Origin of the sequence: Parapusillimonas granuli, assembly GCF_013416525.1 — a bacterium.
Lineage (GTDB): Bacteria > Pseudomonadota > Gammaproteobacteria > Burkholderiales > Burkholderiaceae_B > Parapusillimonas > Parapusillimonas granuli.
The window spans coordinates 1-21671 of the sequence record NZ_JACCEM010000015.1 but is presented as its reverse complement, the minus strand read 5'-3'; the positions used below and the strand labels follow the sequence as shown (position 1 = coordinate 21671).

Below are 21671 nucleotides of genomic sequence, written 5' to 3'. Positions count from 1 at the left end.
AGGCGCTGCACACATTCCGGGCAGCCCTTACATGAGTTCGCCCGGAGCATTCTCAATGACCACGCCCACCCGCACGCCTTTTCACAAGGATGCCAACCTGCAGCGGTTGTCAGCTGCCATGCAGCGCGCCATGCAGAAAGCCGCCCAGGCCATGGCTGACGCTGCAGAAAAACAGGCCACCACCCCAACACCCTTCATGCTGCCCGGCATGAACGAAACGGTACGTGCCATCCCGAACTACATTGCCCGCAGCGCCATCTTTGCCCCGGTGCGTCGCGGCTGGCGACCTCTGCACGATGAAACCGTGTTTCTGGAGGGGAGCCACATTCTGCTCAAGGGTTCGGGCAAGCAGCTGAGCGAAGACCATGCCGACATCTGGATGCACGCCATGTATCTGCAGACCACGGCCTTGCTGGGCGAAGCGCCGGTTATCAACCGTGCCGACTTCCTGCGCGGCATGGGCCGGCCCACAGGCGGCAGCGCCTACGAATGGCTGCATGAAGGCATGAAAGACCTAGCGCGCTTTACTCTGAGCATCGAGGCACGCAGAAAAGACGGTTCTGTGAAATACAGCTATGGTCGCCACCCCTCCACCCGCGTCATTGCCATGATCGGGGGCTTCGATTACCACGAACCCACGGGTAGCTACACCCTATATGCCGACCCGCGCTGGGCGCACATTTTCGGCAACCGGGAATATGCCCTGGTGGACTGGGCCAAGCGTCTGCAGATGCGTCATGACCTCTCAAAAAGTCTGCAGCGGCTGATTGGCACCTCTGCCGATATCCAGCAGAAATACAGCCTGGACATCCTTAAGCAACGCGCTCAATACACCGGGCGCATGCGGGATTTCCGGGTCACGCTGGAGCGCAGCCTGGACGAACTGGAAGCCCTGAAGGTGATTGCAGAACCCAGGATTGAAGCCGCGATTCGGGGCCATGAACAGGCGGTCTGGACGCGCCTTGAACGGTAATTTTCATCGTCATAGCATCGCGCTTCATGCCTGCAAACAGCCATTTCAGACACTATTTCAGCCTGTGGATAAGTGGCTTTTGGTGTCGTCATAGCATCGCGGCAGGCGCGTCATAAGATCGCGGCCTTTCGTCAGAACATCGCGCTTTATCGTCACAGCATCGCGCAAGATTTTTTGAAACCCGCATGAATACTGGCTTTCCAGCCATCGCAGCGCCTTCTACCTTATTTCTACCTTTCTTCTACCAAACCGGCCTGTGAACAAGTCACACCGTCAGCCAGCCTGACGCGCGGCACCGAACCTGTTCACGCGAAGCCATCTTGCATCGCTACGCTGCACAGCCGCACAACGGCTGTCGGTCAGCAACGAAGCCAGCACTCGCCCACCCGGGCCACCCCTTCCTTTCATCCCAAGCACTGCCCGTCAAGTCACAGGGCAAAGGAGATTCCATGCACTCGACCATCGACACCCGCATGCTCAACATCGCACAGGAAGCCGCCCTTCATGGCATCGGCACCATGAGCCTGGGCGAAGCGCTCACTGCGGCGCTCATCCTGAACCGCTGCGACTGGTTGCGCGAATGCGACTACAGCATCGCGGAAGCCCTGGACCGCATCGGCCCGGAGTGGACCGCCCGGCTTCGCGAAGTCGAAAAACAGTTCTACGACGAAGTCACCCAGGCCAGGCTGCGCTTCAATTTCGAGATTCTTCCCCACCCCGCCGATACGGGTTGCTTCACCCTGCGCCTGCTGGAAAACGGCCAGGAAGTCGGCGGAGGTCAATTTTCCACCCACGGCAAGACTGCCCTGTTCACAGACGAACAATCCGCCTACGACGAAGCGCTGGCCACGGGCCGCTCCTGGCTGGTTGCCAAGCAGGCTGCCGTCTTTCCTGAATTGTCGCGATAAGCGGCATCAATCCCCCCTGGAACCCTATGACTGAATCCGCTCCCGTCGCACGCTACCGGGCCGCGCTCGCTGAGCTGGACCCCCGCATCAGCATCGCCGCCCAGCTGCGCGCGCTCTTCCCTCTGATCGAAGCTGAGCTCGCCTCAGGCGTTCCCCATGCAGCCGTGCTGGATGATCTGGCCGCAGCGGGCCTGTCGGTCCAGTACAGCACCTACGCCATCACGCTGTACCGCTGGCGCAAGGCCCAGCGATCTGCTGCAACCGGGCCAGCAGCTTCTACGACACCACATGCTGCGCCCGCCACGCCACCCAAAGCGCCACCCGCAACCGCACCGGCCCTTGATGCCATCCAGGGCCGGCCCCGCAACATCCAGACACCCGGCGACCTGCGAAAGATTCGCGACATGCGTATCGACCTGGAAGCCCTGCGCCGTGAAGGCCAGGATAAGCCCTCTCTCTCCACTGACAGCACCACCACAAGGAATAAACCATGAAAGTCGCCGTTCTCAACTACACCGGCTCCGTTGGCAAGACGGTTGTTGCTTCCCACCTGCTCGCACCCCGCATGAACGGGGCGCAGATTTTTGCGGTGGAATCCACGAACGAAACCGGGGCCGACCTGGGCTTGAACGTCGATCAACTGCGCGGTGAGCACTTTGGCCGCCTGTTCCGTGAACTGCTCACCCGGGATGACGCCATTGTCGATGTGGGGGCCAGCAACATCGAAGATTTTCTGACCCACATGATGCGCTACGAAGGCGCGCACGAAGAAATGAGCTACTTCGTGCTGCCGGTCATCAATACGGGCAAAGCTCAGCGAGAAACCATCAAAACCGTGGCTGCGCTGGCTGAACTGGGTGTAGACCCGGATCGGGTGCGGATCCTTTTCAACCGGGTTGCTAGCAGCGTCGAGGAAGAGTTTCCCTCCATCCTGGCCTATGCCGCCAAGTCAGGCGAAGTTCAGGCCAACCCCCAGGCCGCCGTCTACGAAAACGAAGTCTTCGAACTGCTGGCCGACCAGCGCACCACCATTGCCGATGTCCTAGCCGACCAGACCGACTATCGCGCCCTGCTGCGCAGCGCCGACCCTGACGACCATGCCCGCATCTCGCAGCTGAGTAACCGCCACGCCCTGCGCGCCCTGGCCAAGCCGGTGGACAGGCAGATGAATGCAGCCTTCGCTGCCTTGTTCTCGTAATCCGTCATGGACGCCCACACCCCGCCCAGCGGCCCCCGTTCAAAACTGGATTTGCTGTACCACGAAGTCCTGGGCGAAGTCGCCGGCCTGGTGGACAGGCTGGAAGCCGTCACCCGTACCTTGGACGTCGCCCAGCAGCAGATTCAGTCTATGAGCGAAACCCAGCAGATGCTGCCGCAACAACTCAGCCGCCACCTGAGCGCCACCCTGGAAACGGCTGCGAAGCCAGTAAACCAGCAACTTCAGCACACCCTGCAGGCCATGCTCACCGACACCGGCACCCGGCTGGATCAGCTGAGCCAGGAATCCGCGCAATACGCCCGCATTGCCCACCGATCAGCGCGCCGCATGGCCATCATCGCCCTGGCAGTGGGCGGCGCAGCCGGTGTGCTGGGTGGGCTACTGGCCGGGCTTGCCCTGGGTCAGCTTCTGATTTCTTGAGGTTCATGCCCCATGTCCACCCTGATCTCACCCATCACCCGGCGGCGTATTGCCGCCTTCTCGTTGGTGCTGTTTCCAACGGCCACTTGGATGGCAGCAGCCACCTGGGCCAGCCAGATGCAATGGCGCGACTGGAACGCCCGCACCTTCCGGTATTTTGTGATGCTCACACCGCAGTACCCTCTGCTCTACGGTGCGCTAGGTGTCGGCCTGGTTCTTTCCCTGATGTTGATTCTTTTCATAGGACGCACTGCCAGGACAGAAGGCTTCGAAGGCGCGGCCTACAAACGCTTTGTGCGCGGCACCCGCACCACCAGCGCTAAAAATCTGGCACGCCAGTGTGAAGAGCGCGGCAAGATGCAGATAGACGTGGGCGGCATCCCCATGCCGACCGCCAATGAGAATCTGCACCTGCTTATCAGCGGGGCGACAGGTTCCGGTAAATCTGTGCTGCTGCGAAACATGGCGGCATCGGTGCTCAAACGCTCACAGCATGACATGGTCAGGCATCTACCCGGCCAGACGCCAACACGCAATGACCGCATGATCGTCATTGACCCCAATGGCGATCTGCTGAGCAAATTCTGGCAGCCCAACGATGTCATCCTCAATCCCTACGATGCCCGCAGCCAGGGCTGGTCTTTCTTCAACGAAGTGCGAGCCGATTACGACTGGAAGCGGCTGGCCCGTTCCATGGTCCCCATGAGCCAGGACCGCAATGCGGAGGAATGGAACGATTTCGGTCGCCTGCTGCTACGTGAAACGGCAAAGAAACTTTATGAGCTGCAGGGCGAAGAAGCCAGCATCATGGACTTGTTTCGGCTTTGCACCATCGAAGATCCCAAGGTGCTGAAGCAGTTTCTGGAAGGCACCCTGGCCGAATCCCTGTTTGTCGGTTCCAGCGAAGCCAGCAAGGCGCTGTCCTCAGCCCGATTCGTGTTGTCGAACAAGCTCTCGGAACATACCGGCATGAAACCCGGCAGATTCTCCATCCGTGACTGGCTGGCAAAGCCAGACGGCGGCAACCTGTATATCAACTGGCGCGAAGACATGATGAGTTCCATGAAACCCCTGGTGTCATCCTGGGCCGACGTGTTCATCACCTCCATTCTGTCCATGCCTGAAAGCGCCTACCGACGCTGGTGGCTGTTCATTGATGAACTGGCCAGCCTGGAAGCGCTGCCTTCACTGGAAGCCGGCCTGACCAAAGGCCGCAAGAACGGTCTGCGTATCGTGGCGGGCCTGCAAAGCACATCACAGCTGGAGCACATATACGGGCGCACCATGGCAACCACCATCCGAGCCAGCTTCCGCAACCTGGCCGTGCTCGGCGGCTCCCGCACCGACCCGCAAACGGCCAAGGACATGAGCGAAAGCCTCGGCAAGCATGAAGTGGAACGCCCCAAGTTCAGCATCAGTCGCAGTGCGGACAATCGCAATACATCGGACAACATGGAACGGGTGACGGAAGACGTGGTGACGGCAGCGCAGATACAAGCGCTGCCGGCATTAACTGGATATATTGCCTTGGCAGGCAATTACCCGATTACAAAGGTCAATTTGCCGTTCAGTGCGTATACAACAGCAACGAAGACTTTTGAGGATTGGAGTAACGCCAACCGGCCGTCAAGCATTGCCACGACCAGACCCGTCAAGATATCAGTTCGGCCTAGTGCCCCTTCGGGACAATAAGAACCTTTACCTCAAGATCACCCTCGCTGCGCGTCAGATCGTTTTCTAAACCACGCGGATTCGCAACCCATCCTTCCGGATCGTAAACAAAACAGATTAGCTTTTTGCAGTCAGGGTGCGCGCGATAGCGTTGTATATCGACGATCAGTTGCTCTCCAACATCCTTCGCCTTTAACGTCGCCCGTGTTTTTTTAACTTCGACAATAATCTGCTCGTCCTTCAAAAGGAAGTCGACTCTTGAACTAGCACCAGCATAGCTGGGTGTCCATTCTTCAGGTCGAATATCCTCGAAATGGACTCTCAATAGCGCGTGCAACAGATCCTGGACATCATATTCATCATTCACCAATAACGAAGGCCGGTCACTATACCTTGTCCGTAGTTGTTTCGCGACTAAATGAAACCGGCTGCAAATGTGTTCCAGGAGCTTGAAGCCGTCCACAGTAGTATCGACAGCTTCAGCAAGTTGCTTCTTCTTCTCTAACCATGGAAATGGTTTCCCACAATTTTCGCAGTGTGTCGGAACAGGAGTCCTGAATCCCACTGCGAACACTCCCTCTACGTGATAGTCGCCACGTATGTCAAACCCGCAAGCTTGGCATTGATGGATTGTTTCCGCCCCGCATTTAGAACAATGTTTCCTCCGAAATTCAGGCGACCGATGGTACGAATCGGTGATCTGATGACCATTCATACAGACTTGCTGAACATCGTGATATCCCACAGGTTCCCCCTAACCGAAAAATAATGAAGCTAAACCGGTCTCTAGCCATTCGGGCGAATATGCGCCAAATCTATGAGACAAAAAGCTAGAGAATGACCGCCATGTTAGGGGCCAGCCGCGACAGGCTGATCAGCTTCGAATCACCCGTGCGCAAGAAGGATATTACTAAGTTTTTCAATATGTAGGCTTTCACTTAATCAATCGGTCCACCCTATCAGTTTCCTTTCTGGAGCCACGATGATCTCCCACAGCCAGATCTATCGCGCCCGCGCGTCCCTTGCCACCCACTACTACGCTGACCAGGCCGACGACTACTACAGCCGCGACGGTAGCGCCGCGACCTGGCAAGGCAAAGGCGCCCGGCGCCTGGGCGCGGTCGGTGAGATCGACCCTGCCCGATTCAAAGCTATGTTGCAGGGCGACTTTGGCCGGAGAGTGACGGCTGGCCGGTCAATCCGCAAGGATGCCAAAGGCCGTGCCGCCCTTGATCTGACCTTTGGTGCGCCCAAGAGCATCACGCTGCAGGCGCTGATCGGTGGCGATGAACGCCTGATTTATGCCAACGATCAGGCGGTGGCTGCTGCCCTGGCCTATGTTGAACAGCATCTGACTATGGGACGACGCAAGGAAAACGGCAAGTCTCGGGTTGAACAGACCGACAATCTCATCATTGCCAAGTTCCGCCATGAGACTGCGCGCCCTACGGAAGATGCAGCGCCTGACCCTCACCTGCATGTCCACGCCCTGCTGATGAACGTGACTCAGCGTGCGGACGGCAACTGGGTGTCGCTCTCGAACGAGGCCATTTTCAAGCTGCTGCGGGTGACCGATGCCATCTATCAAGCTGAACTGGAACGTAATGTTCGCGCTCTGGGGTATGCCGTCCGCCATGAAAAGAACCATATCGAGCTAGCCCATATCACTCGTGAACAGATCGAGTTCTTCAGTAAGCGCAGCGCCGGCATCACGGCTGAACTGACTGCACGCGGCACAACCCGCGACAATGCGCCTCATGCACTGCGCCAGGGCATCAATCTGGCGCACCGCCAAGAGAAATCCCAGGCTTTCAGCCGCACGGAACTGCACCAGCAGTGGCGGGAAGCCGCTGCTGCTATCGGGATGCAGTTTGACGAGGCTCGCCACGACACGGAACGACAAGCGCCCGAAGCACAGAAAGCGTCTGCCGATCTTGTCGCGCAGGCTTCGCTGGATTGGGCTATTCAACATCTGGCTGAACGGGAATCGGTCATGCCCCTGGCCGATCTTCTGCACAGCGCCATCCGCCATGCCGGCGGTCATACCGATATCACGGCCATTCAGGCGGCTATCCAGGGCCGTGTCGAATCTGGCGCGCTGATTCAGGAAGCGCCACACTACAGCAGCACACAGGACAAGGAAGCCCAGCCCATGAACCGCGAAGGGTGGGCGGCAGAAGTCACCCGGCTGGCTGGCTTGAACCAGGACGCTGCCCTGCAGCTGGTTGATGACGCCATTGCCCAGGGCCGCCTGTTGATGGAAAGCCCCCGCTACGCCACCCGCAATGCCCATGAAGCGGAATCCAGGATATTGGCAGTTGAACAGGCTGGCCGGGGGGCCTGGCATTCCACGATCAACGCCGCCAACGCAGAAAATGCCCTGGACGCTCTTCTGACACCCGGCCAGCGCGAAGCGGTCATGCTGGTTACCACCGGCAGCGATCAAGTAGCTGGCATCCAAGGTTTAGCCGGCACCGGGAAGTCCTTCGCCCTGCAAAACGCCCAAACCATTCTGCGTGAACAAGGTCACAGCATGACAGCGCTCGCGCCCTACGGAAACATGGTTCGCAACCTGCGCGATGACGGCATTCCGGCCAACACCGTTGCATCTGTCCTGGCCGCTACCGACAAGCGCCCGTTCCTGGATTCCCTGGGGCCAGCATCCGTCGTGGTCATCGACGAAGCAGGGGTGGTGCCTGTGCGGCAGATGGACAAGCTACTGGCCCTCATCCAACCGACAGGCGCCAAAGTCGTGCTGTTGGGCGACACGGCTCAGACTAAAGCCATTGAGGCAGGCCGCGCCTTCGCCATGCTGCAGGAGCATGGAATGAAGACCGTATTGATGGGAGACATCCAACGCCAACGTACGGCACGGTTGCGCCAGGCGGTTGAATTCGCTGCTACAGGCCAAGCCAGCCGGTCACTGCCGCTGCTGAATGCCATCCGCGTGATTCCAGACGAGTTCACCACGGACGAGCATGGCAGGAAGACCCGCGACAGCTCGGCCCGTTATGAGGCCATCGCCAAGACTTACACAGGGTTGAGCGCCGCCGAACAGGCCAACACCATTGTCGTGACCGGCACCAACGCATCAAGGAATGAGATCAATCAATGCATCCACGCTTCACTCGGCCTGGAAGGCAAGGGCCACCCATGCCAAATGTTGACACGACATGACACCACGCGCGCTGAACGCAGCGTCGCCCGTTTTTACACGGTAGGCGACATTGTCATTCCTGAGCGTGACTACAAATGCGGCCTGAAACGCGGCGAACTTTACCGTGTGACCGGCAACACCTGCCATGACCGCATCAGCGTCACGCCTGTCCAGGCGGAAGCTGCCAACGTACAGCCCACAGAGATCATCCCCAAGACCATGAGCAAACTGTCGGTCTATCACTTGAACGAGGCTGAATTATCCGTGGGCGACCATGTCCGCATCACACGCAACAATGCCGAGCATGACCTGGTCAACGGGCAGCAGGCGAAAGTCGTAGCCATTGACGCAAGCATCGTCACACTGGAAACCCAGGGCCGTCATGTCCAGCTACCCACAGACCGGCCCTTGAACATGGACTACGCCTATGCCACCACCGCGCACAGCGCTCAGGGGCTGACCTGCGACCGGGTGCTTTACAACGCCGAGAGCTTCAGCCGCACCACCGCCCAGGACACCTACTACGTCAGCATCTCGCGGGAACGGCATGAGGTGACGGTGTTCACCGACGATGCAGAGAAGCTGCCGGAAAGAGTGGACAGGCAGACTTACAAGGGACTGGCGCACGACCTGCAGCCTGCTGCCGCAAAGGTCTTTGGCCAGGATGAAAAGGAGCTGGCCGCATCGACTCTACCTGTCGAATCTGACCTTGAGGTAGATTGACGCAATTGTGCAGGCCGGTTGCAGGCAATGTGTAATTGGTGGGTAGTCCACCAAGTTACCAAATCCCAACCCTTATCGGTTGGGATTTTTTTTGCCTGGAACGCCAGTATTGGCGCGGTTTCTGGGCATGGCCTCGAGAGCGGTGGATGGTTTCGCAGCCCCGTTTTCGCCCTCTCCCGCCTCTCTGTTCTCTGTTTTTCTCTACTGACCTCGCGAGCGTTCGCGAGGCTTCCCCCTGGTTTTATGCGGGTTTCGGGTCGATGGGTTGTGGTTGGTCACTGCATGGATGGGACGACCGAGGGCCGAGCGACCAAAGAAAACGGCCTTCAGGCGGTTCCTGGCGCCGGATGCGAGACGGGACGGACTCAACCCCAAACAGCGGCTGGCCATGGCCGCTTAACTCTACTTTTGAGCGCCCCTAGTTCCGGGGGGATTACCGCAGGAGTCCATGAAGGCGCTGTTCGGCCGACGAGCCAAGCGATTCTTCTGTTGATCTGAGTTACGCATCGTCTGGCGGCAGTGGAGTGTCGAGCTCTACCGAAACGTCTCCAACCAGCGACTGAATACGGCGCACCTGCTCGGCAGTGACAGGCTGCAACCGTTCGGGCTGCGCGGCGATGTCCCGCTCGAGGAAATCCAGAACAACCTTCTCGGATGAGCTGATGATGGCAGTTTCCGCGTCGTCTGCGTCCTTCTTCATGCGCGCTCCCCCGTTGGAGCATCGTCCAACACATAGCTTGTACTGCGCCCGCCTGCATCCGATTTCCGCAGTACACCCCGTGCAAGCAGATCGTTGATGTCACGCAGGGCTGTGTCGGACGAGCACTTGGCAATGGCCGCCCACTTGCTGCTGGTGAGCTTGCCTTCAAAGCCGTCGAGCAGCTTGTTCAGCAACTTCACCTGTCGCTCGTTCAGTGGCGTGGTTGCCCAGCGCTGCCAGAACCGCGCCTTGGCCAATACGGAGTCGAGGGTGTGCTGCGCCTGACCGACAGCGCGATGGAGCGTGTCGAGGAACCAGGCGAGCCACTCGGTGACGTCCATCGACTGCTTCTGCGTCCGCTCGAGGATGTCGTAGTAAGCCTTGCGTTCGCGCTGGATCTGCGCCGACAAACTGTAGAAGCGTTGCGGGCTGCCATCGGCGCGCGCCAGGAGCAGATCGCCGATGGCCCGTGCGATACGGCCGTTCCCGTCATCGAAGGGGTGCAGAGTGACGAACCATAAATGACCGAGACCGGCCTTGATGAGGGGCGGCTCGTTCGAGACACCATTGAGCCAGTCATGGAAGCAGCTGGTTTCGGCCTCGAGGCGATCGGCCGGTGGTGCTTCGAAATGCACCCGCTGGCGGCCGATGGGGCCGGACACCACCTGCATGGGCCCGCTGGCATCGTCGCGCCAGCCGCCGACCTTGATCTTGGAGAGTCCGGAGTAACCGGTGGGAAACAGTGCGGCATGCCAACCGAACAGACGCTCCCGTGTTACCGGAGCCTGGCAGTTGGCCGTGGCATCCAACACCATCTCGACCACGCCCTCGACGTGCCGATCGACCGGCGCAAGCGCACCGATGTCCACGCCCAGCCTGCGCGCGATGGACGAGCGCACCGATTCGACATTGAGCTGCTCGCCCTCGATCTCGCTGGTCTTGATCACGTCCTCGGTGAGCGCCGCGAGGCTCGCCTGAGCGCGCAGCGCCATGCCGACGTCAGCCAGTCGCCCCAGCAACAGCCCCTGGGCACGACTGACCTCGGCCATGGGCCCGGCCAACACCGCCAGGTCGAAACGCCAGTCCGGCCAGTCGCCGGCCTGCCAGATATATTTGTAATCGCCGCTATTCATGCGGAGATTATGATCCGCAATCTCCGCATGCGCAAGTTATTCGCCGCAGTTAGTGCGGCGATAGAGGACACCATTCGCCGCATGGCGGCCGCATTTCCGGGAATGGGTGTAAATGGGTGCGCTTTTGGTCAGGATGACGGCCGCGGGTTCGATTCCCGTTTCGGGAGTTGAACTGGCCCCGGAAAACAGGCGAGGTTGAGCGGCCCTTCCGGCCACCAACCAGGCCGAAAAACCTGCTTGAATGTCCGCAGATTCGCCTGTCAACCCCCGCTTTTCGCATCGCAGGACTGCGTCTAATGAAACGGCAGCAGAGGAGGCAAGGCGCTCAATTGTGCAGGGCGCCAATAACGTCAGCCGAATGACCCGACGCACCTGCGTCACGTCCATACCTTCGGCCTCCGCGATCTCGGCCATTGACGCAGCCCGCTGCTCGTCCAAGAGGCGTTGCCAGTGGTGCGCCAGTCCGAATGCCCGCATTAAAGCTGTGTCCTGCGCAGCCGACCGGGCGTCCTGCTCCCGCCTAGCCTCTGGCAGAAATTTCTGCGGCGCGAATACTTCATGCATCCCATCGTCATTCTTTGCCAACCCCCAAATGTCCTCAACTCCAGATCAGATGCCAGGTTGCAACTCCACGCGCACCTCCCGTAGCTTACCGGCCCTCTCAACTGACAAGACCACCACATCTCCTACCTTTCGGTCGTCAAGCCGTGCGAGCAGTTTGGCGACATCGTCGACGGGAACGCCATCCATGCCTGTGATGCGGTCTCCCGGCACGATGCCTTCGGGGCCAAAGGTGATACCGCTCAGTCCCGCCTTTTGCGCCGCTGAGCCAGGGGCGACGCGGAGCACAAACACGCCTCGGGTGCCGGTCAGCGCCTGCAATCGGCGGTTGAGCTGCTCGTCTAGCTCGATCCCAAGCGCCGGGCGGATGTATTTGCCGGTCTTGATGAGTTGTGGCACCACACGCATGACCGTGTCCACCGGCACGGCGAAGCCGATCCCAGCCGATGCGCCGGAAGGGCTGTAGATCGCTGTGTTGATGCCGATCAGGCGGCCGGCCGAATCGAGCAACGGCCCACCCGAGTTGCCGGGGTTGATGGCGGCATCGGTTTGAATCAGGTGTTCGATGGTCACTCCGCCAGATTCCCCGGGTAGCGATCGATCGAGCGCGGACACGATGCCTTTGGTGAGTGTCCAATCCAGGCCGAAGGGGTTGCCGATGGCGAACACCTTTTGCCCCACCTTGAGGTCTGCGCTGGTGCCGACCGGAACGGCGGGCGGGCGCTGGAAGCCAACGCCGATTTTGAGCACCGCGATATCGTGGGCCGGACTCACGCCGACCAGCGCGGCTTGGTAATCGCGGCCGTCGGCCAGTTTGACCGTGGCCTCCGACGCCCCCTGGATCACATGAAAGTTGGTAACGACGTGACCGGCGTCATCCCAGATAAAACCCGAACCCGTCCCGCGCGGCACGGAAAAGACGTTGCGCGTCCAGGCATCGCGCACCAGTTGGGACGTCGTGATGTAGACCACCGATGCTCGGGATTTCTCGAACAGTTCGATGGTGGCCTTTTCATCAGCGGCCAGATCGCCACGCGGCGTGACGGTGCGCTCGGCGGCTTCGCGCGGACTGAACCAGGCCTCGATGGCGGGCAGGAACTGCCAGAACAGCATGAGTGCGGCAACGCACGCGGTGATGAAGAGCCACCGCCGGACGAATTGATCCGGAGATGGGCGTTGTGGGTAAGGATCGGGGTAAGCCATGACGGGGGTTCCTTTCGAGTGACTTAGCGCCAAAGGCCGCTCAGGCCCCGGCGTGGTGGGCGCATCGGGGCGAACGACCTTGGCGCGAGATATTCCGTTTGGAACGGCAGGGTCTGCGATGGCTGAGGCGCCAACGCCATCAGGCGCGCGATACGATCCTCTGTCGTCGGATGCGTGCGCAACCAGGACGGTTCGGGATTGCCCCAACCGGGCAACATCCAGGCGCGCCACGAGCGGCTCACCCGCTCGATCTTCGCCAGCGCCGAGGCGAGCCCGTGCGGATCCCCCGTCAGCTCTACGGCCATCCGGTCGGCATCGAACTCTCGCACGCGTGACAGGCCCAACTGCGCGAGCAGTGCCAGTTGCGGCGAAGCGGCCAACAGCAGTAAGCCAAGCCAGTTAATTTCTACGGCACCGGCCAACAGCGCCGGCATACTGATCAGGAGCGTAATCTGACCCAGCAATGCCAGCAGGCTCGTGAGCCGGCTGATCGAATCAGCCAGGCCCATGACACGCAGATCGTCTTGAGCGATGTGTGCGACCTCATGCGCCAGCACGGCTTGCAGTTCCCGGATACTCAGGCTGCGGAGCAGGCCATCAGTGAGGGCAATGGAGGCATGGCATCGCGAACCAGTAGCAAAAGCGTTGACGATACCGCTGGGCACATAGTGGGGAACCGGCGTATTCGGCAATCCGGCGCGCGCGGCCAACTCCCGCAACAGCGACCAGATTGCGGGGGCTTCCTGGTAATGCAAGAGACGGGCGCCATAGAGGCGCAAGGTCATCGCGGAGGCGGCGACAGGTTCGATCAGCAGAGTCAATGCGCAGGTTGCCAGTGCTAGCCAGAGGCCAATCTCGCCGAACAGCAGACTGCCAGCGGTAGCCGCGATCCCCACCAGGGTCAAAACCAGCAGTACGGTTTGAAAGCGATTGAGCCAGCGGTGCCTCGACCTGGCATCGTGTCGGCCGGCTAGACCAGATAGAGCCATGGTCCAATTACCCGCTCTTCCGGTCGTCGCGTTCACGCATGAGCCAATAAGTCAGCCCCAACGCCAGTACCGTCCCCGCCAGCGCGGCCACTTTGGCAGGATCAACGTCGGGTTCGAGGATGATGAACTTGCGGGCCAGTACCAGGATCGCGATCAGCAGCGCCATGATGGCAACGAACTGCTCGAAACGCTCGTAAACCGTCATCAACCGCCACTGGGAGCGTATCTCGTCAAGGGCCATATGGTCAGATTCTTTACTCATAAGCGTTGCGCGCTCTCTTTCAGTGCAACTTTAATGTCCGAGAAGGCTACTCGATTGCGCCTGAATCATTGGGGCAGTTGCGAAACCACCCAGCGCACGATGTCCTGCGCACCCATAGCGCCACTCTGTCGAGCGATCTCACGGCCACCGTGAAACAGGACCATGGTGGGGATGCTGCGAATGCCATGCCTCGCAGCCGGCCCCTGTTCGGCTTCGGTATTGAGCTTTACCAGTCGCACGCGTGGCTCTAGCTGTTTAGCGGCCTGCTCGAACTGCGGCGCCATCATCTTGCACGGTCCGCACCACGGCGCCCAAAAGTCAACCAGCACCGGCAGCTCACTGCGCTCCAGATGACGGGCGAAGGTCGCTGTGGTCAGATCAATGGGTTCTCCGGTGAACAGCGGGTGCTGGCACCGCCCGCAATTGGGCTTCTCTGCCAACTTGTTGGCTGGCACGCGATTGATGGATTGGCAGTGTGGACAGACGATATGAATGCTGTCACTCATGAGGTGGCTCCTTGGGACACAGGGGAAGTAATGGCTCCGGCAGTTGGGCCGCTGTGACATGGGGATTCGAGCTGTAGCCCTTGCGTCAGTTGCCGGATGCTGTATTCATCCAGCGTTTCCTGTGCGAGCAGTTCGCGCGCGCACCGCTCCAGTACTTCTCGGTTAATTTCGAGAATTCGGTATGCACGATCAAACACACCCATCACGATGTCACGGATGGCTTGGTCGATGCGTGCCTGAGTCGATTCGGCTACTCGGCAGCCACCCTGTGCCAGTTCAGGCGCATCAAGAAAAGGCGGCCTCTGTGCCTCAAAAGCAACGTACCCCAAGCCCTCATCCATGCCGAAGCGGGTAATCATGTCGCGGGCGATGTCGGTGGCCCGCGCGAGATCGTCTGAAGCCCCTGTGGACAGCTCGCCAAACACGAGTTTCTCGGCCGCACGCCCGCCCAGGAGCACGGCGATCTTGTGCTCCAGGTCGGCACGTGTCATCAGAAACCGGTCTTCGGTGGGCCGCTGCAGGGTGTAGCCGAGTGCACCGATGCCACGCGGAACGATTGAAACCTTGTGTACTGGGTCGGTGCCGGGCAGCGCCAGCGCCACCAGCGCGTGTCCCATCTCGTGATAGGCGACGGTTTCCCGCTCCTTTGGATTGAGCACGCGGTTCTTCTTCTCCAGACCAGCCACGATGCGCTCGATGGCGGCAGTGAAGTCCTGCAGTTCCACGGCCTGAGCCTTGCGCCGGGTCGCGGCCAACGCTGCCTCGTTGACGAGATTGGCCAGATCGGCGCCGGAAAAGCCAGTGGTCAGCGCCGCCACCTGTTCCAGATCGACATCGTGGGCCAGGGTGATCTTCTTGACATGGACCTTCAGGACATCCAGGCGCCCCTTCTTGTCGGGGCGATCTACCAGCACCTGACGGTCGAAGCGACCGGCGCGCAGCAAGGCCTGATCCAGGATCTCCGGCCGGTTGGTGGCTGCGAGGATGATCAGTCCGACCGAGCTGTCAAAGCCGTCCATTTCGGTGAGCAACTGGTTCAGCGTCTGCTCACGCTCGTCGTGTCCACCGTTCGGTCCTCCGACACCGCGTGCACGGCCCAGGGCATCCAGCTCATCGATGAAGATGATCGCCGGTGCCTGCGCACGCGCCTGTTCGAACAGGTCGCGCACACGGGCCGCTCCCACGCCGACAAACATCTCGACGAACTCTGATCCGGAGATGGAGAAGAAGGGCACCGCCGCCTCGCCGGCCACGGCCTTGGCCAGCAGTGTCTTGCCCGTGCCCGGTGGGCCAACCAGCAACACGCCCTTGGGAATGCGCGCCCCGAGCCGTCCATACTCCTGCGGATTCTTGAGGAAGTCGACGATCTCAACCAACTCCGCCTTGGCTTCATCAACGCCAGCGACATCGGCAAAGGTCACACCGGTATTCTTCTCCATGAATACCTTGGCGCGGCTCTTGCCAATGCTCAGGAAGCCGCCCATGCCCTGTTTCTCAGCGAAGCGTCGGAACAGGAAGAACCAGACCCCAAAGAAGGCTATGGCCGGCAGAATCCACGACAGGATGTCGCGCAGCCAGGTGCTTTCCACCACACGGGCATAGGGCACTTCATATTTCGACAGGCGATCTGCGAGGTCGGGTTCGACCCGGGTGGCCACGATCGTCGTCTTGCCACGGCTATCAGGCGATTTCAGGCGCCCGGTGACCGTGCGGTCCGACACCAGTACTTCGGCAACGCGCCCCTCCGCCAGCGCCTTCTCGAATTCGCTGTATGGCACGGGCTCGACCGTCTGAGCCGCCTGCCAGTAGTTCTGCAACATGAGCAACAAGAGGATCGCGACGATCCAGTAACCGATATTCCATTGATCTTTCTTTTCCATGGGCAATGTTCCTCGCAAGTCGTGTCGCTAGAGAATGGGGGTGAACAGACGGGCCACCCCGTCGCGCAAGCGGATGGCCAGCGGGCGGGCGCGCAACGCCATCGCCGATATCTCGTCCGCCGCATCACGGGCGGCATCAAAAAGGGATGACAGCCGCGTAGACAACGCGGTGTCGTACACCTCCACATTGAACTCGAAGTTCAGACGCAGGCTGCGTGCATCCCAATTGGCCGAACCCAGGCAGCACCACGCTCCGTCTACCAGCATCAGCTTGCTATGGTCGAACGGGCCAGGCCGTTCGAAGATGCGCACACCGTGCTCCAGCACCTGCCAGTAGTGGGCGCGCGCGGCCCATTGCACCATGGGATGGTCACCGTTCGCAGGCGTCAGCACGTCGACACGCACGCCGCGCAACGCGGCCGTGCTTAGCGCCGCGATCATCGGCTGATCGGGCACGAAGTAAGGTGTCCAGATGCGCACCGAATGCTTCGCCGCGCTCAAAGCGCCCATGAAGGTCCAGCGCATCCGGTCCAGGGCCTCGTCGGGACCGGCCTCGATGCCGCGCGCCCAACTGGTTCCCGGCTCATCAGCCGTTGCGTGCGGTTCGCCCCAGTAACCCTTGCTGAGCCGCTCGCCCGTGGTATCGCACCAATCATCGGTGAAGCTCCGCATCAGATGCTCTACCACCGGCCCGCGCAGACGAAAGTGCAAATCGTGACAGGCCTGCTCCGGCGCATCGGGCCGCCAATACGGACCGAAGATGTTCATGCCGCCGGTGAAACCCGTCTCGCCATCGATCACCAGCAGCTTGCGGTGATTGCGCAGATGCGCGGCATGCAGGCGCGCGGGAATCAATGTCGGGTTGAACGTCGCCACCGGAACGCCGGCGCGCTGCAAGGCGCGGTAGGCGCTGCGGGGCGTCCAGCGGGCATACACGTCGTCGATCAGCACCCGTACTTGCACGCCGCGCTCATGAGCCCGGCGCAGCGCATCGACGAACTGCGCCCCGATGCCTTGGCTGTCGAAGATGTACGAGGTCAAGGCGACGCTGTACCGCGCCGATTCGATGGCGGCGAGCATGGCCGGGTAGGCCTGCTCGCCATCGACAAGCGGCTCGATGCGGTTGCCGCCGGTCAGCGACTGGCCGGTGGCGCGTCCCACTAGGTGGGCCAGACCGGCAAGCGGCGGCGATACAGCCTCGGGCATCGTGGGCGAGAGGTCCTGCCGAGCAGCAGGATCTGCCCCCGAGAAGAGCCGCCGCGCCCGCCGCTGGTAACGGTTGATGCCGAACAGCCCATACAACAGCGAACCGCCCAGCGGCAACAAGGCGATCAGCAGTACCCACAGCGTGGCCGATCGAGGGTCACGCTTGTAGATGACCGCGTGCCCCGCTGTGGGGATAGCGACCGCCAGCGACACGAGGGTGGCTGCCCATGTCAGCCCATTGGGGTCGGACACGCCAGCCTCCCATCGCTCAAGATTCGCCGCCCGCTGACTTCTTCTTGCGCACAGGCTTGCTCGCGTCGCTAGGCGGTGCCTCGGCCACGTTCGCGGCATCGGGCTTTTCAGGCTCGGCCGGCTTCGCGGGTGGCTCCTGGCGCTCGAAGACCACCCGTTCGGCCTTGTCGTCCCAGCGGGCGCTGGCGTGATCGCCCTTGCCGATACCGCCACCCAGTATCTCGCGCGCCAGAGCCGTTTCCAGCTCGCTGCGGATCAGCCGCTTGAGCTCCCGCGCGCCGAACTCGGGCTTGTAGCCTTCCTCCGCGAAGTGGTCGATCAAGGTCTGATCGAAGGTCAGCGTCACACCCTGGCTGGCGGCGTTGCGGGCCACACGATCGAGCTGCAGGCCGACGATATGGCGGATCTCCTCCTTGCCCAGCGCATGGAAAACGATGATCTCGTCGATGCGGTTGAGGAACTCGGGGCGGAAATGCCCGCGCAGCACGTCCATCACCTCGGACTTGGTCTTCTCGTATTCCTCGCCGGCGGCGCCACCGGCCTTCAGCCGACGCTGGATGATGTCCGAGCCCAAGTTCGAGGTGGCGATGATGATGGTATTGGTGAAATCCACCACCCGGCCCTTGCCGTCGGTGAGCCGCCCGTCGTCGAACACCTGCAGCAGGATGTTGTAGACGTCGGGGTGAGCCTTCTCGATCTCGTCCAGCAGCAACACGCTGTAGGGCTTGCGACGCACCTTCTCGGTGAGCTGGCCGCCCTCGTCATAGCCCACATAACCCGGAGGCGCGCCCACCAGGCGTGCCACGGTATGGCGTTCCCCGTACTCGGACATGTCGATACGCAGCAGCGCACCTTCATCGCCATAGATGGACTCGGCCAGCGCCTTGGCGAGCTCGGTCTTGCCCACGCCGGTCGGCCCGAGGAACAGAAAAGTCGCCACCGGCTTGCCGCCTTCGCGCAGGCCCGCGCGCGACAACCGCACGGCATCGGCCACCGCGCGCACCGCTTCGTCCTGACCCACGAGGCGCTCGTGCAGCCGCTGCTCCAGATGCAGCAGCTTCTCGCGTTCTTCCACCGTCAGCTCGTTGACCGGAATGCCGGTCAGGCGCGAGACGATCTGCGCGACATGCTCGGCCTTGACTTCGGCGCTGCCCGAGGCGCGCTCGCGTTCCCATTCCTCGACGAGCTTCTTGAGTTCGGCCTCTTTGGCCTCGATGCGCTTGCCGAGCTCGGCGGCCTTGTCGTACTGCTTGCGCGAGGCCACGTAGTCCTGCTCACGCCGCAACTGGTGCAGTTCGGACTCCAGCTCTTGTACGGCCACCGGGCGGGCCGTGGCCGACAGCTTCACGCGCGCGGCAGCCTGGTCGAGCAGGTCAATGGCCTTGTCGGGCAGAAAGCGGGCGGTGATGTAGCGGTCGGACAACTCGGCGGCGGCGATGATCGCATCCTCGGTGATGCTGACCTTGTGGTGCGCCTCGAAGGTGTCGCGCAGGCCGCGCAGGATCATCATGGTCTGCGCTATCGTCGGCTCGGGCACCATCACCGGCTGGAAGCGACGCTCCAGCGCGGCGTCCTTCTCGATGTACTTCTGATACTCGTTGAGCGTGGTAGCGCCGATCAGGTTCAGTTCGCCGCGCGCCATCATCGGCTTGAACACGTTGGCCACGTCCAGCCCGCCTTCGCCGCCACCCTGGCCTGCACCGACGATGGTGTGCACCTCGTCGATGAAGAGAATCAGCTCGCCCTGGTGCTCGGTCACTTCCTTGAGAACCTTCTGCACGCGCTCCTCGAACTCGCCGCGGTACTTGGCGCCTGCCACCATGGCGTTGATGTTGAGTTCGACCAGACGCTTGTCGCGCAGCGTCTCGGGCACTTCGCCGGCTACCATGCGCTGCGCCAGCCCTTCGACAATGGCGGTCTTGCCGACGCCGGGCTCACCGATCAACACCGGGTTGTTTTTCTTGCGCCGGGCCAGCACCTCGATGGTGGTCTCGATCTCCTGCGCACGGCCGATGACCGGATCGAGCTTGCCGTCACGCGCCATTTTGGTGAGATCACGCGAGTACTTGTCGAGCTCAGGTGTGTTGGTCGGCGTCTCAGCGCGCCCGTCCTCGGCCCCCTTGCCGACCACCTTGCTAACCTGTTGACGCAGCGCTTGCGGCGTGAGACCGTAACGGCGCAGCAGGTTGGCCGCCAATCCTTCGCCTTCCTCTGCCAAGCCGATCAGGAAGTGTTCCGGGCCGACATACGAGTGACCCAGTTCGTTGGACGCCACGAAAGCACGACTCAGTGCGTCCTTGACCCGGGGCGACACGCCGATCTCGCCCTCGAACGGCTTGTCGCCGCGCTTGGCTTCGGATTCGATCTGTCGCTTGAGGTCATCGACCTTGATCTTGAACTGCCCCAGGATGGTCTTGACCACGTCGCTGTCGGATAGCGCCAGCAGCAGGTGTTCGGTATCGACTTCGGAGCGGCCAAATTCGGCGGCATGTTTGGCGGCCTCCTGCAATAGGGCCTCGGACTGTTCGCTGATACGGCTGGCGAGCCCACTGCCGCGACGGCGCGCAGTGCCCGTACCGGCCGGGGCGGGTTCGCCGAACGAGGCATCGACCACCTCGTCGGTATCGGCCGCCATGGACGGTGCGTCGTCACCGATGCGGAAGAAGTCGCTGCCGAGGAAGTCTTCGAATAGGCCGTTACGTGAGCCGAACAACGCTTCGAGCGGCGAGACGGTACGCTTCTGCTGGCGCACCAGTTGGCGATAGTGATCGTCACACAACAGCATGGTGCTGTGGCGACCATTGAGATTGGCTTCCACCCGCACCGTGGCGATCTGGCCGCAGACTTGACATTGTTTTCTGGCCATGCTGACACTCCTTAACTTAGAGAGACAGCGAGGCACCGTATGTCACAGTGCCCCGCCGATCGTTTGATCACTTTCGATATGAAAGAGTTGGTTGAGGACGTCAGCTATTGACCGGAATCAAACGCCCCTGTTTTGGTGCACTGACCTCACGTTTGTCCATGGTGATCGTCAGCACTCCGTTCTTGAAACTGGCTTTGATCGAATCCTGGTTGGCATCATCCGGCAGGTTCAGGGCGCGCTGGAAACTGCCATACGAGCGTTCGATGCGGTGAAAGCCACCCTCATTCTTTTCCTGCTCCTGACGCTTCTCACCACGCACTATCAGCACGTCGTTGTCGAGGGTGATCTGGATATCCTTCTCCTCAACACCGGGAAGTTCCAAAGCGATCTTGTACTGTTTGTCGGCTTCCTGGATATCCAGGGCCGGCTTCAGCATGCCCGGCCAGTCGGCTGGCAAGCGCGGAACGGCCAGTGTAGGAAATCCGAACCCCCGAAAAGCATCATCGAACAGACGATCAATCTCGCGATGCAGCTGCAAGATCGGACTGACTGCCCCTCCAGGCACTGGCACATCATTGCGCTGCACAGGCAGAGCGGAAGAGGCGGTTTGCTGCTCCTCCTGCTCCTTCTTGAACCAGTTCCAGGGTGCCAACTTCTTGAAGTCAATATCCATGTTACACCTCCAAATAGAGAAGATTCAGTTAACTCGTTCGCCTGCTGCGACGGACATTGCGCGGCTGCGACAAGTCCTGTTCGGCTGATCTCTGCTGTTCACGCTTGCGCATCACCTCCTTCTTCATGCTGGCTCGCGTTTGATCGGCAATCCACTGATCAATCTCGCCTCTCCGAAATCGCCATACACCACCCATTTTGAAAGCAGGAATCTCCCCTTTCGCGGCGAGTCCATACAGTGTTTGACCTGTCCGGGAATTTCCTACCAGTAAGGACTAGAGATTCTGGCCTCGGATGTTAATTCGTTGGTCAGGTTTCCCACAAACTCGTGTGGGGTTTGGTAATTCAGGCTCGAATGCGGCCGGATCTC

19 protein-coding genes and 1 pseudogene are annotated in these 21671 nt (G+C 60.9%); 7 read left to right on the top strand and 13 right to left on the bottom strand.

The window, feature by feature from the left end; all coding sequences use genetic code 11:
• The first annotated feature begins 55 nt into the window (after nt 1–55).
• The 6 genes from H0A72_RS20630 (at nt 56) to H0A72_RS20605 (ending at nt 5212) form a co-directional block, all read left to right on the top strand.
• Complete coding sequence (locus tag H0A72_RS20630) at nt 56–973, top strand: TrfA (RefSeq protein WP_180158405.1); 918 nt, start codon at nt 56–58, stop codon at nt 971–973.
• 449 nt (nt 974–1422) lie between these two features.
• Entirely contained in the window at nt 1423–1881 is a 459-nt protein-coding gene (locus tag H0A72_RS20625) for a hypothetical protein (protein WP_180158404.1), read from the top strand.
• Nucleotides 1882–1907: 26 nt separating this feature from the next.
• A complete protein-coding gene (locus H0A72_RS20620; protein WP_180158403.1) occupies nt 1908–2375 on the top strand; it encodes a hypothetical protein in 468 nt (155 codons plus the stop codon).
• The gene (gene stbB, locus H0A72_RS20615) at nt 2372–3079 is read left to right on the top strand and encodes a StbB family protein (RefSeq protein WP_180158402.1); all 708 of its coding nucleotides are present in this window, start codon (nt 2372–2374) and stop codon (nt 3077–3079) included. The genes H0A72_RS20620 and stbB overlap by 4 nt, the downstream gene beginning before the upstream one ends.
• Nucleotides 3080–3085: 6 nt before the next feature.
• Nucleotides 3086–3520 (top strand): hypothetical protein, encoded by a 435-nt coding sequence (locus tag H0A72_RS20610; protein ID WP_180158401.1) that lies wholly within the window; start codon nt 3086–3088, stop codon nt 3518–3520.
• A 12-nt stretch (nt 3521–3532) separates the two neighbouring features.
• Nucleotides 3533–5212 (top strand): type IV secretion system DNA-binding domain-containing protein, encoded by a 1680-nt coding sequence (locus tag H0A72_RS20605; protein WP_180158400.1) that lies wholly within the window; start codon nt 3533–3535, stop codon nt 5210–5212.
• On the opposite strand, the gene H0A72_RS22460 is transcribed toward H0A72_RS20605, so the two are convergent.
• The gene (locus H0A72_RS22460) at nt 5190–5936 is read right to left on the bottom strand and encodes a DUF2321 domain-containing protein (protein ID WP_343060230.1); all 747 of its coding nucleotides are present in this window, start codon (nt 5934–5936) and stop codon (nt 5190–5192) included. The two genes, H0A72_RS20605 and H0A72_RS22460, sit on opposite strands and share 23 nt — an antisense overlap.
• 237 nt (nt 5937–6173) lie before the next feature.
• On the opposite strand from H0A72_RS22460, the gene mobF reads away from it, so the two are divergent.
• Nucleotides 6174–9071 (top strand): MobF family relaxase, encoded by a 2898-nt coding sequence (gene mobF / locus H0A72_RS20595; protein ID WP_180158398.1) that lies wholly within the window; start codon nt 6174–6176, stop codon nt 9069–9071.
• Between the two features lie 499 nt (nt 9072–9570).
• On the opposite strand, the gene H0A72_RS20590 is transcribed toward mobF, so the two are convergent.
• The 12 genes and pseudogenes from H0A72_RS20590 to H0A72_RS20535 form a co-directional block, all read right to left on the bottom strand.
• Entirely contained in the window at nt 9571–9771 is a 201-nt protein-coding gene (locus H0A72_RS20590) for a type II toxin-antitoxin system PrlF family antitoxin (protein ID WP_180158397.1), read from the bottom strand.
• Complete coding sequence (locus H0A72_RS20585) at nt 9768–10904, bottom strand: Fic family protein (RefSeq protein WP_180158396.1); 1137 nt, start codon at nt 10902–10904, stop codon at nt 9768–9770. The genes H0A72_RS20590 and H0A72_RS20585 overlap by 4 nt, the downstream gene beginning before the upstream one ends.
• A 279-nt stretch (nt 10905–11183) precedes the next feature.
• Nucleotides 11184–11468, bottom strand: a pseudogene (locus tag H0A72_RS20580) (hypothetical protein); the annotation flags it as partial.
• 45 nt (nt 11469–11513) lie between these two features.
• Nucleotides 11514–12668, bottom strand: coding sequence for a S1C family serine protease (locus H0A72_RS20575; RefSeq protein ID WP_180158395.1), 1155 nt, complete (start codon nt 12666–12668; stop codon nt 11514–11516).
• 23 nt (nt 12669–12691) lie between these two features.
• Nucleotides 12692–13657 carry a zinc metalloprotease HtpX gene (locus tag H0A72_RS20570; protein ID WP_180158459.1) on the bottom strand — a complete coding sequence of 322 codons (966 nt, stop codon included), beginning with the start codon at nt 13655–13657 and terminating at the stop codon, nt 12692–12694.
• A gap of 7 nt (nt 13658–13664) precedes the next feature.
• Complete coding sequence (locus tag H0A72_RS20565) at nt 13665–13919, bottom strand: phosphate-starvation-inducible PsiE family protein (RefSeq protein WP_180158394.1); 255 nt, start codon at nt 13917–13919, stop codon at nt 13665–13667.
• Between the two features lie 65 nt (nt 13920–13984).
• Nucleotides 13985–14425: a thioredoxin TrxC gene (gene trxC, locus H0A72_RS20560; protein WP_180158393.1), complete on the bottom strand. Its 441-nt coding sequence runs from the start codon at nt 14423–14425 to the stop codon at nt 13985–13987.
• A complete protein-coding gene (gene ftsH / locus H0A72_RS20555) occupies nt 14422–16305 on the bottom strand; it encodes an ATP-dependent zinc metalloprotease FtsH (RefSeq protein ID WP_180158392.1) in 1884 nt (627 codons plus the stop codon). The genes trxC and ftsH overlap by 4 nt, the downstream gene beginning before the upstream one ends.
• Nucleotides 16306–16332: 27 nt before the next feature.
• Nucleotides 16333–17763, bottom strand: a complete 1431-nt coding sequence (gene cls, locus H0A72_RS20550; protein ID WP_180158391.1) for a cardiolipin synthase — start codon at nt 17761–17763, stop codon at nt 16333–16335.
• Between the two features lie 16 nt (nt 17764–17779).
• Entirely contained in the window at nt 17780–20629 is a 2850-nt protein-coding gene (gene clpK / locus H0A72_RS20545) for a heat shock survival AAA family ATPase ClpK (protein WP_180158390.1), read from the bottom strand.
• A gap of 100 nt (nt 20630–20729) precedes the next feature.
• On the bottom strand, nt 20730–21302 hold the full coding sequence (locus H0A72_RS20540; RefSeq protein ID WP_180158389.1) for an Hsp20/alpha crystallin family protein: 573 nt from the start codon (nt 21300–21302) through the stop codon (nt 20730–20732).
• Between the two features lie 28 nt (nt 21303–21330).
• Nucleotides 21331–21540, bottom strand: a complete 210-nt coding sequence (locus H0A72_RS20535; protein WP_281389353.1) for a helix-turn-helix domain-containing protein — start codon at nt 21538–21540, stop codon at nt 21331–21333.
• Nucleotides 21541–21671: the final 131 nt, after the last annotated feature.

Coding starts and splice junctions, on each gene's coding strand:
- H0A72_RS20630 (WP_180158405.1), top strand. CDS start 56: ATGACCACGCCCACCCGCACGCCTTTTCACAAGGATGCCAACCTGCAG.
- H0A72_RS20625 (WP_180158404.1), top strand. CDS start 1,423: ATGCACTCGACCATCGACACCCGCATGCTCAACATCGCACAGGAAGCC.
- H0A72_RS20620 (WP_180158403.1), top strand. CDS start 1,908: ATGACTGAATCCGCTCCCGTCGCACGCTACCGGGCCGCGCTCGCTGAG.
- stbB (WP_180158402.1), top strand. CDS start 2,372: ATGAAAGTCGCCGTTCTCAACTACACCGGCTCCGTTGGCAAGACGGTT.
- H0A72_RS20610 (WP_180158401.1), top strand. CDS start 3,086: ATGGACGCCCACACCCCGCCCAGCGGCCCCCGTTCAAAACTGGATTTG.
- H0A72_RS20605 (WP_180158400.1), top strand. CDS start 3,533: ATGTCCACCCTGATCTCACCCATCACCCGGCGGCGTATTGCCGCCTTC.
- mobF (WP_180158398.1), top strand. CDS start 6,174: ATGATCTCCCACAGCCAGATCTATCGCGCCCGCGCGTCCCTTGCCACC.
- H0A72_RS20590 (WP_180158397.1), bottom strand. CDS start 9,771: ATGAAGAAGGACGCAGACGACGCGGAAACTGCCATCATCAGCTCATCC.
- H0A72_RS20585 (WP_180158396.1), bottom strand. CDS start 10,904: ATGAATAGCGGCGATTACAAATATATCTGGCAGGCCGGCGACTGGCCG.
- H0A72_RS20575 (WP_180158395.1), bottom strand. CDS start 12,668: ATGGCTTACCCCGATCCTTACCCACAACGCCCATCTCCGGATCAATTC.
- H0A72_RS20570 (WP_180158459.1), bottom strand. CDS start 13,657: ATGGCTCTATCTGGTCTAGCCGGCCGACACGATGCCAGGTCGAGGCAC.
- H0A72_RS20565 (WP_180158394.1), bottom strand. CDS start 13,919: ATGAGTAAAGAATCTGACCATATGGCCCTTGACGAGATACGCTCCCAG.
- trxC (WP_180158393.1), bottom strand. CDS start 14,425: ATGAGTGACAGCATTCATATCGTCTGTCCACACTGCCAATCCATCAAT.
- ftsH (WP_180158392.1), bottom strand. CDS start 16,305: ATGGAAAAGAAAGATCAATGGAATATCGGTTACTGGATCGTCGCGATC.
- clpK (WP_180158390.1), bottom strand. CDS start 20,629: ATGGCCAGAAAACAATGTCAAGTCTGCGGCCAGATCGCCACGGTGCGG.
- H0A72_RS20540 (WP_180158389.1), bottom strand. CDS start 21,302: ATGGATATTGACTTCAAGAAGTTGGCACCCTGGAACTGGTTCAAGAAG.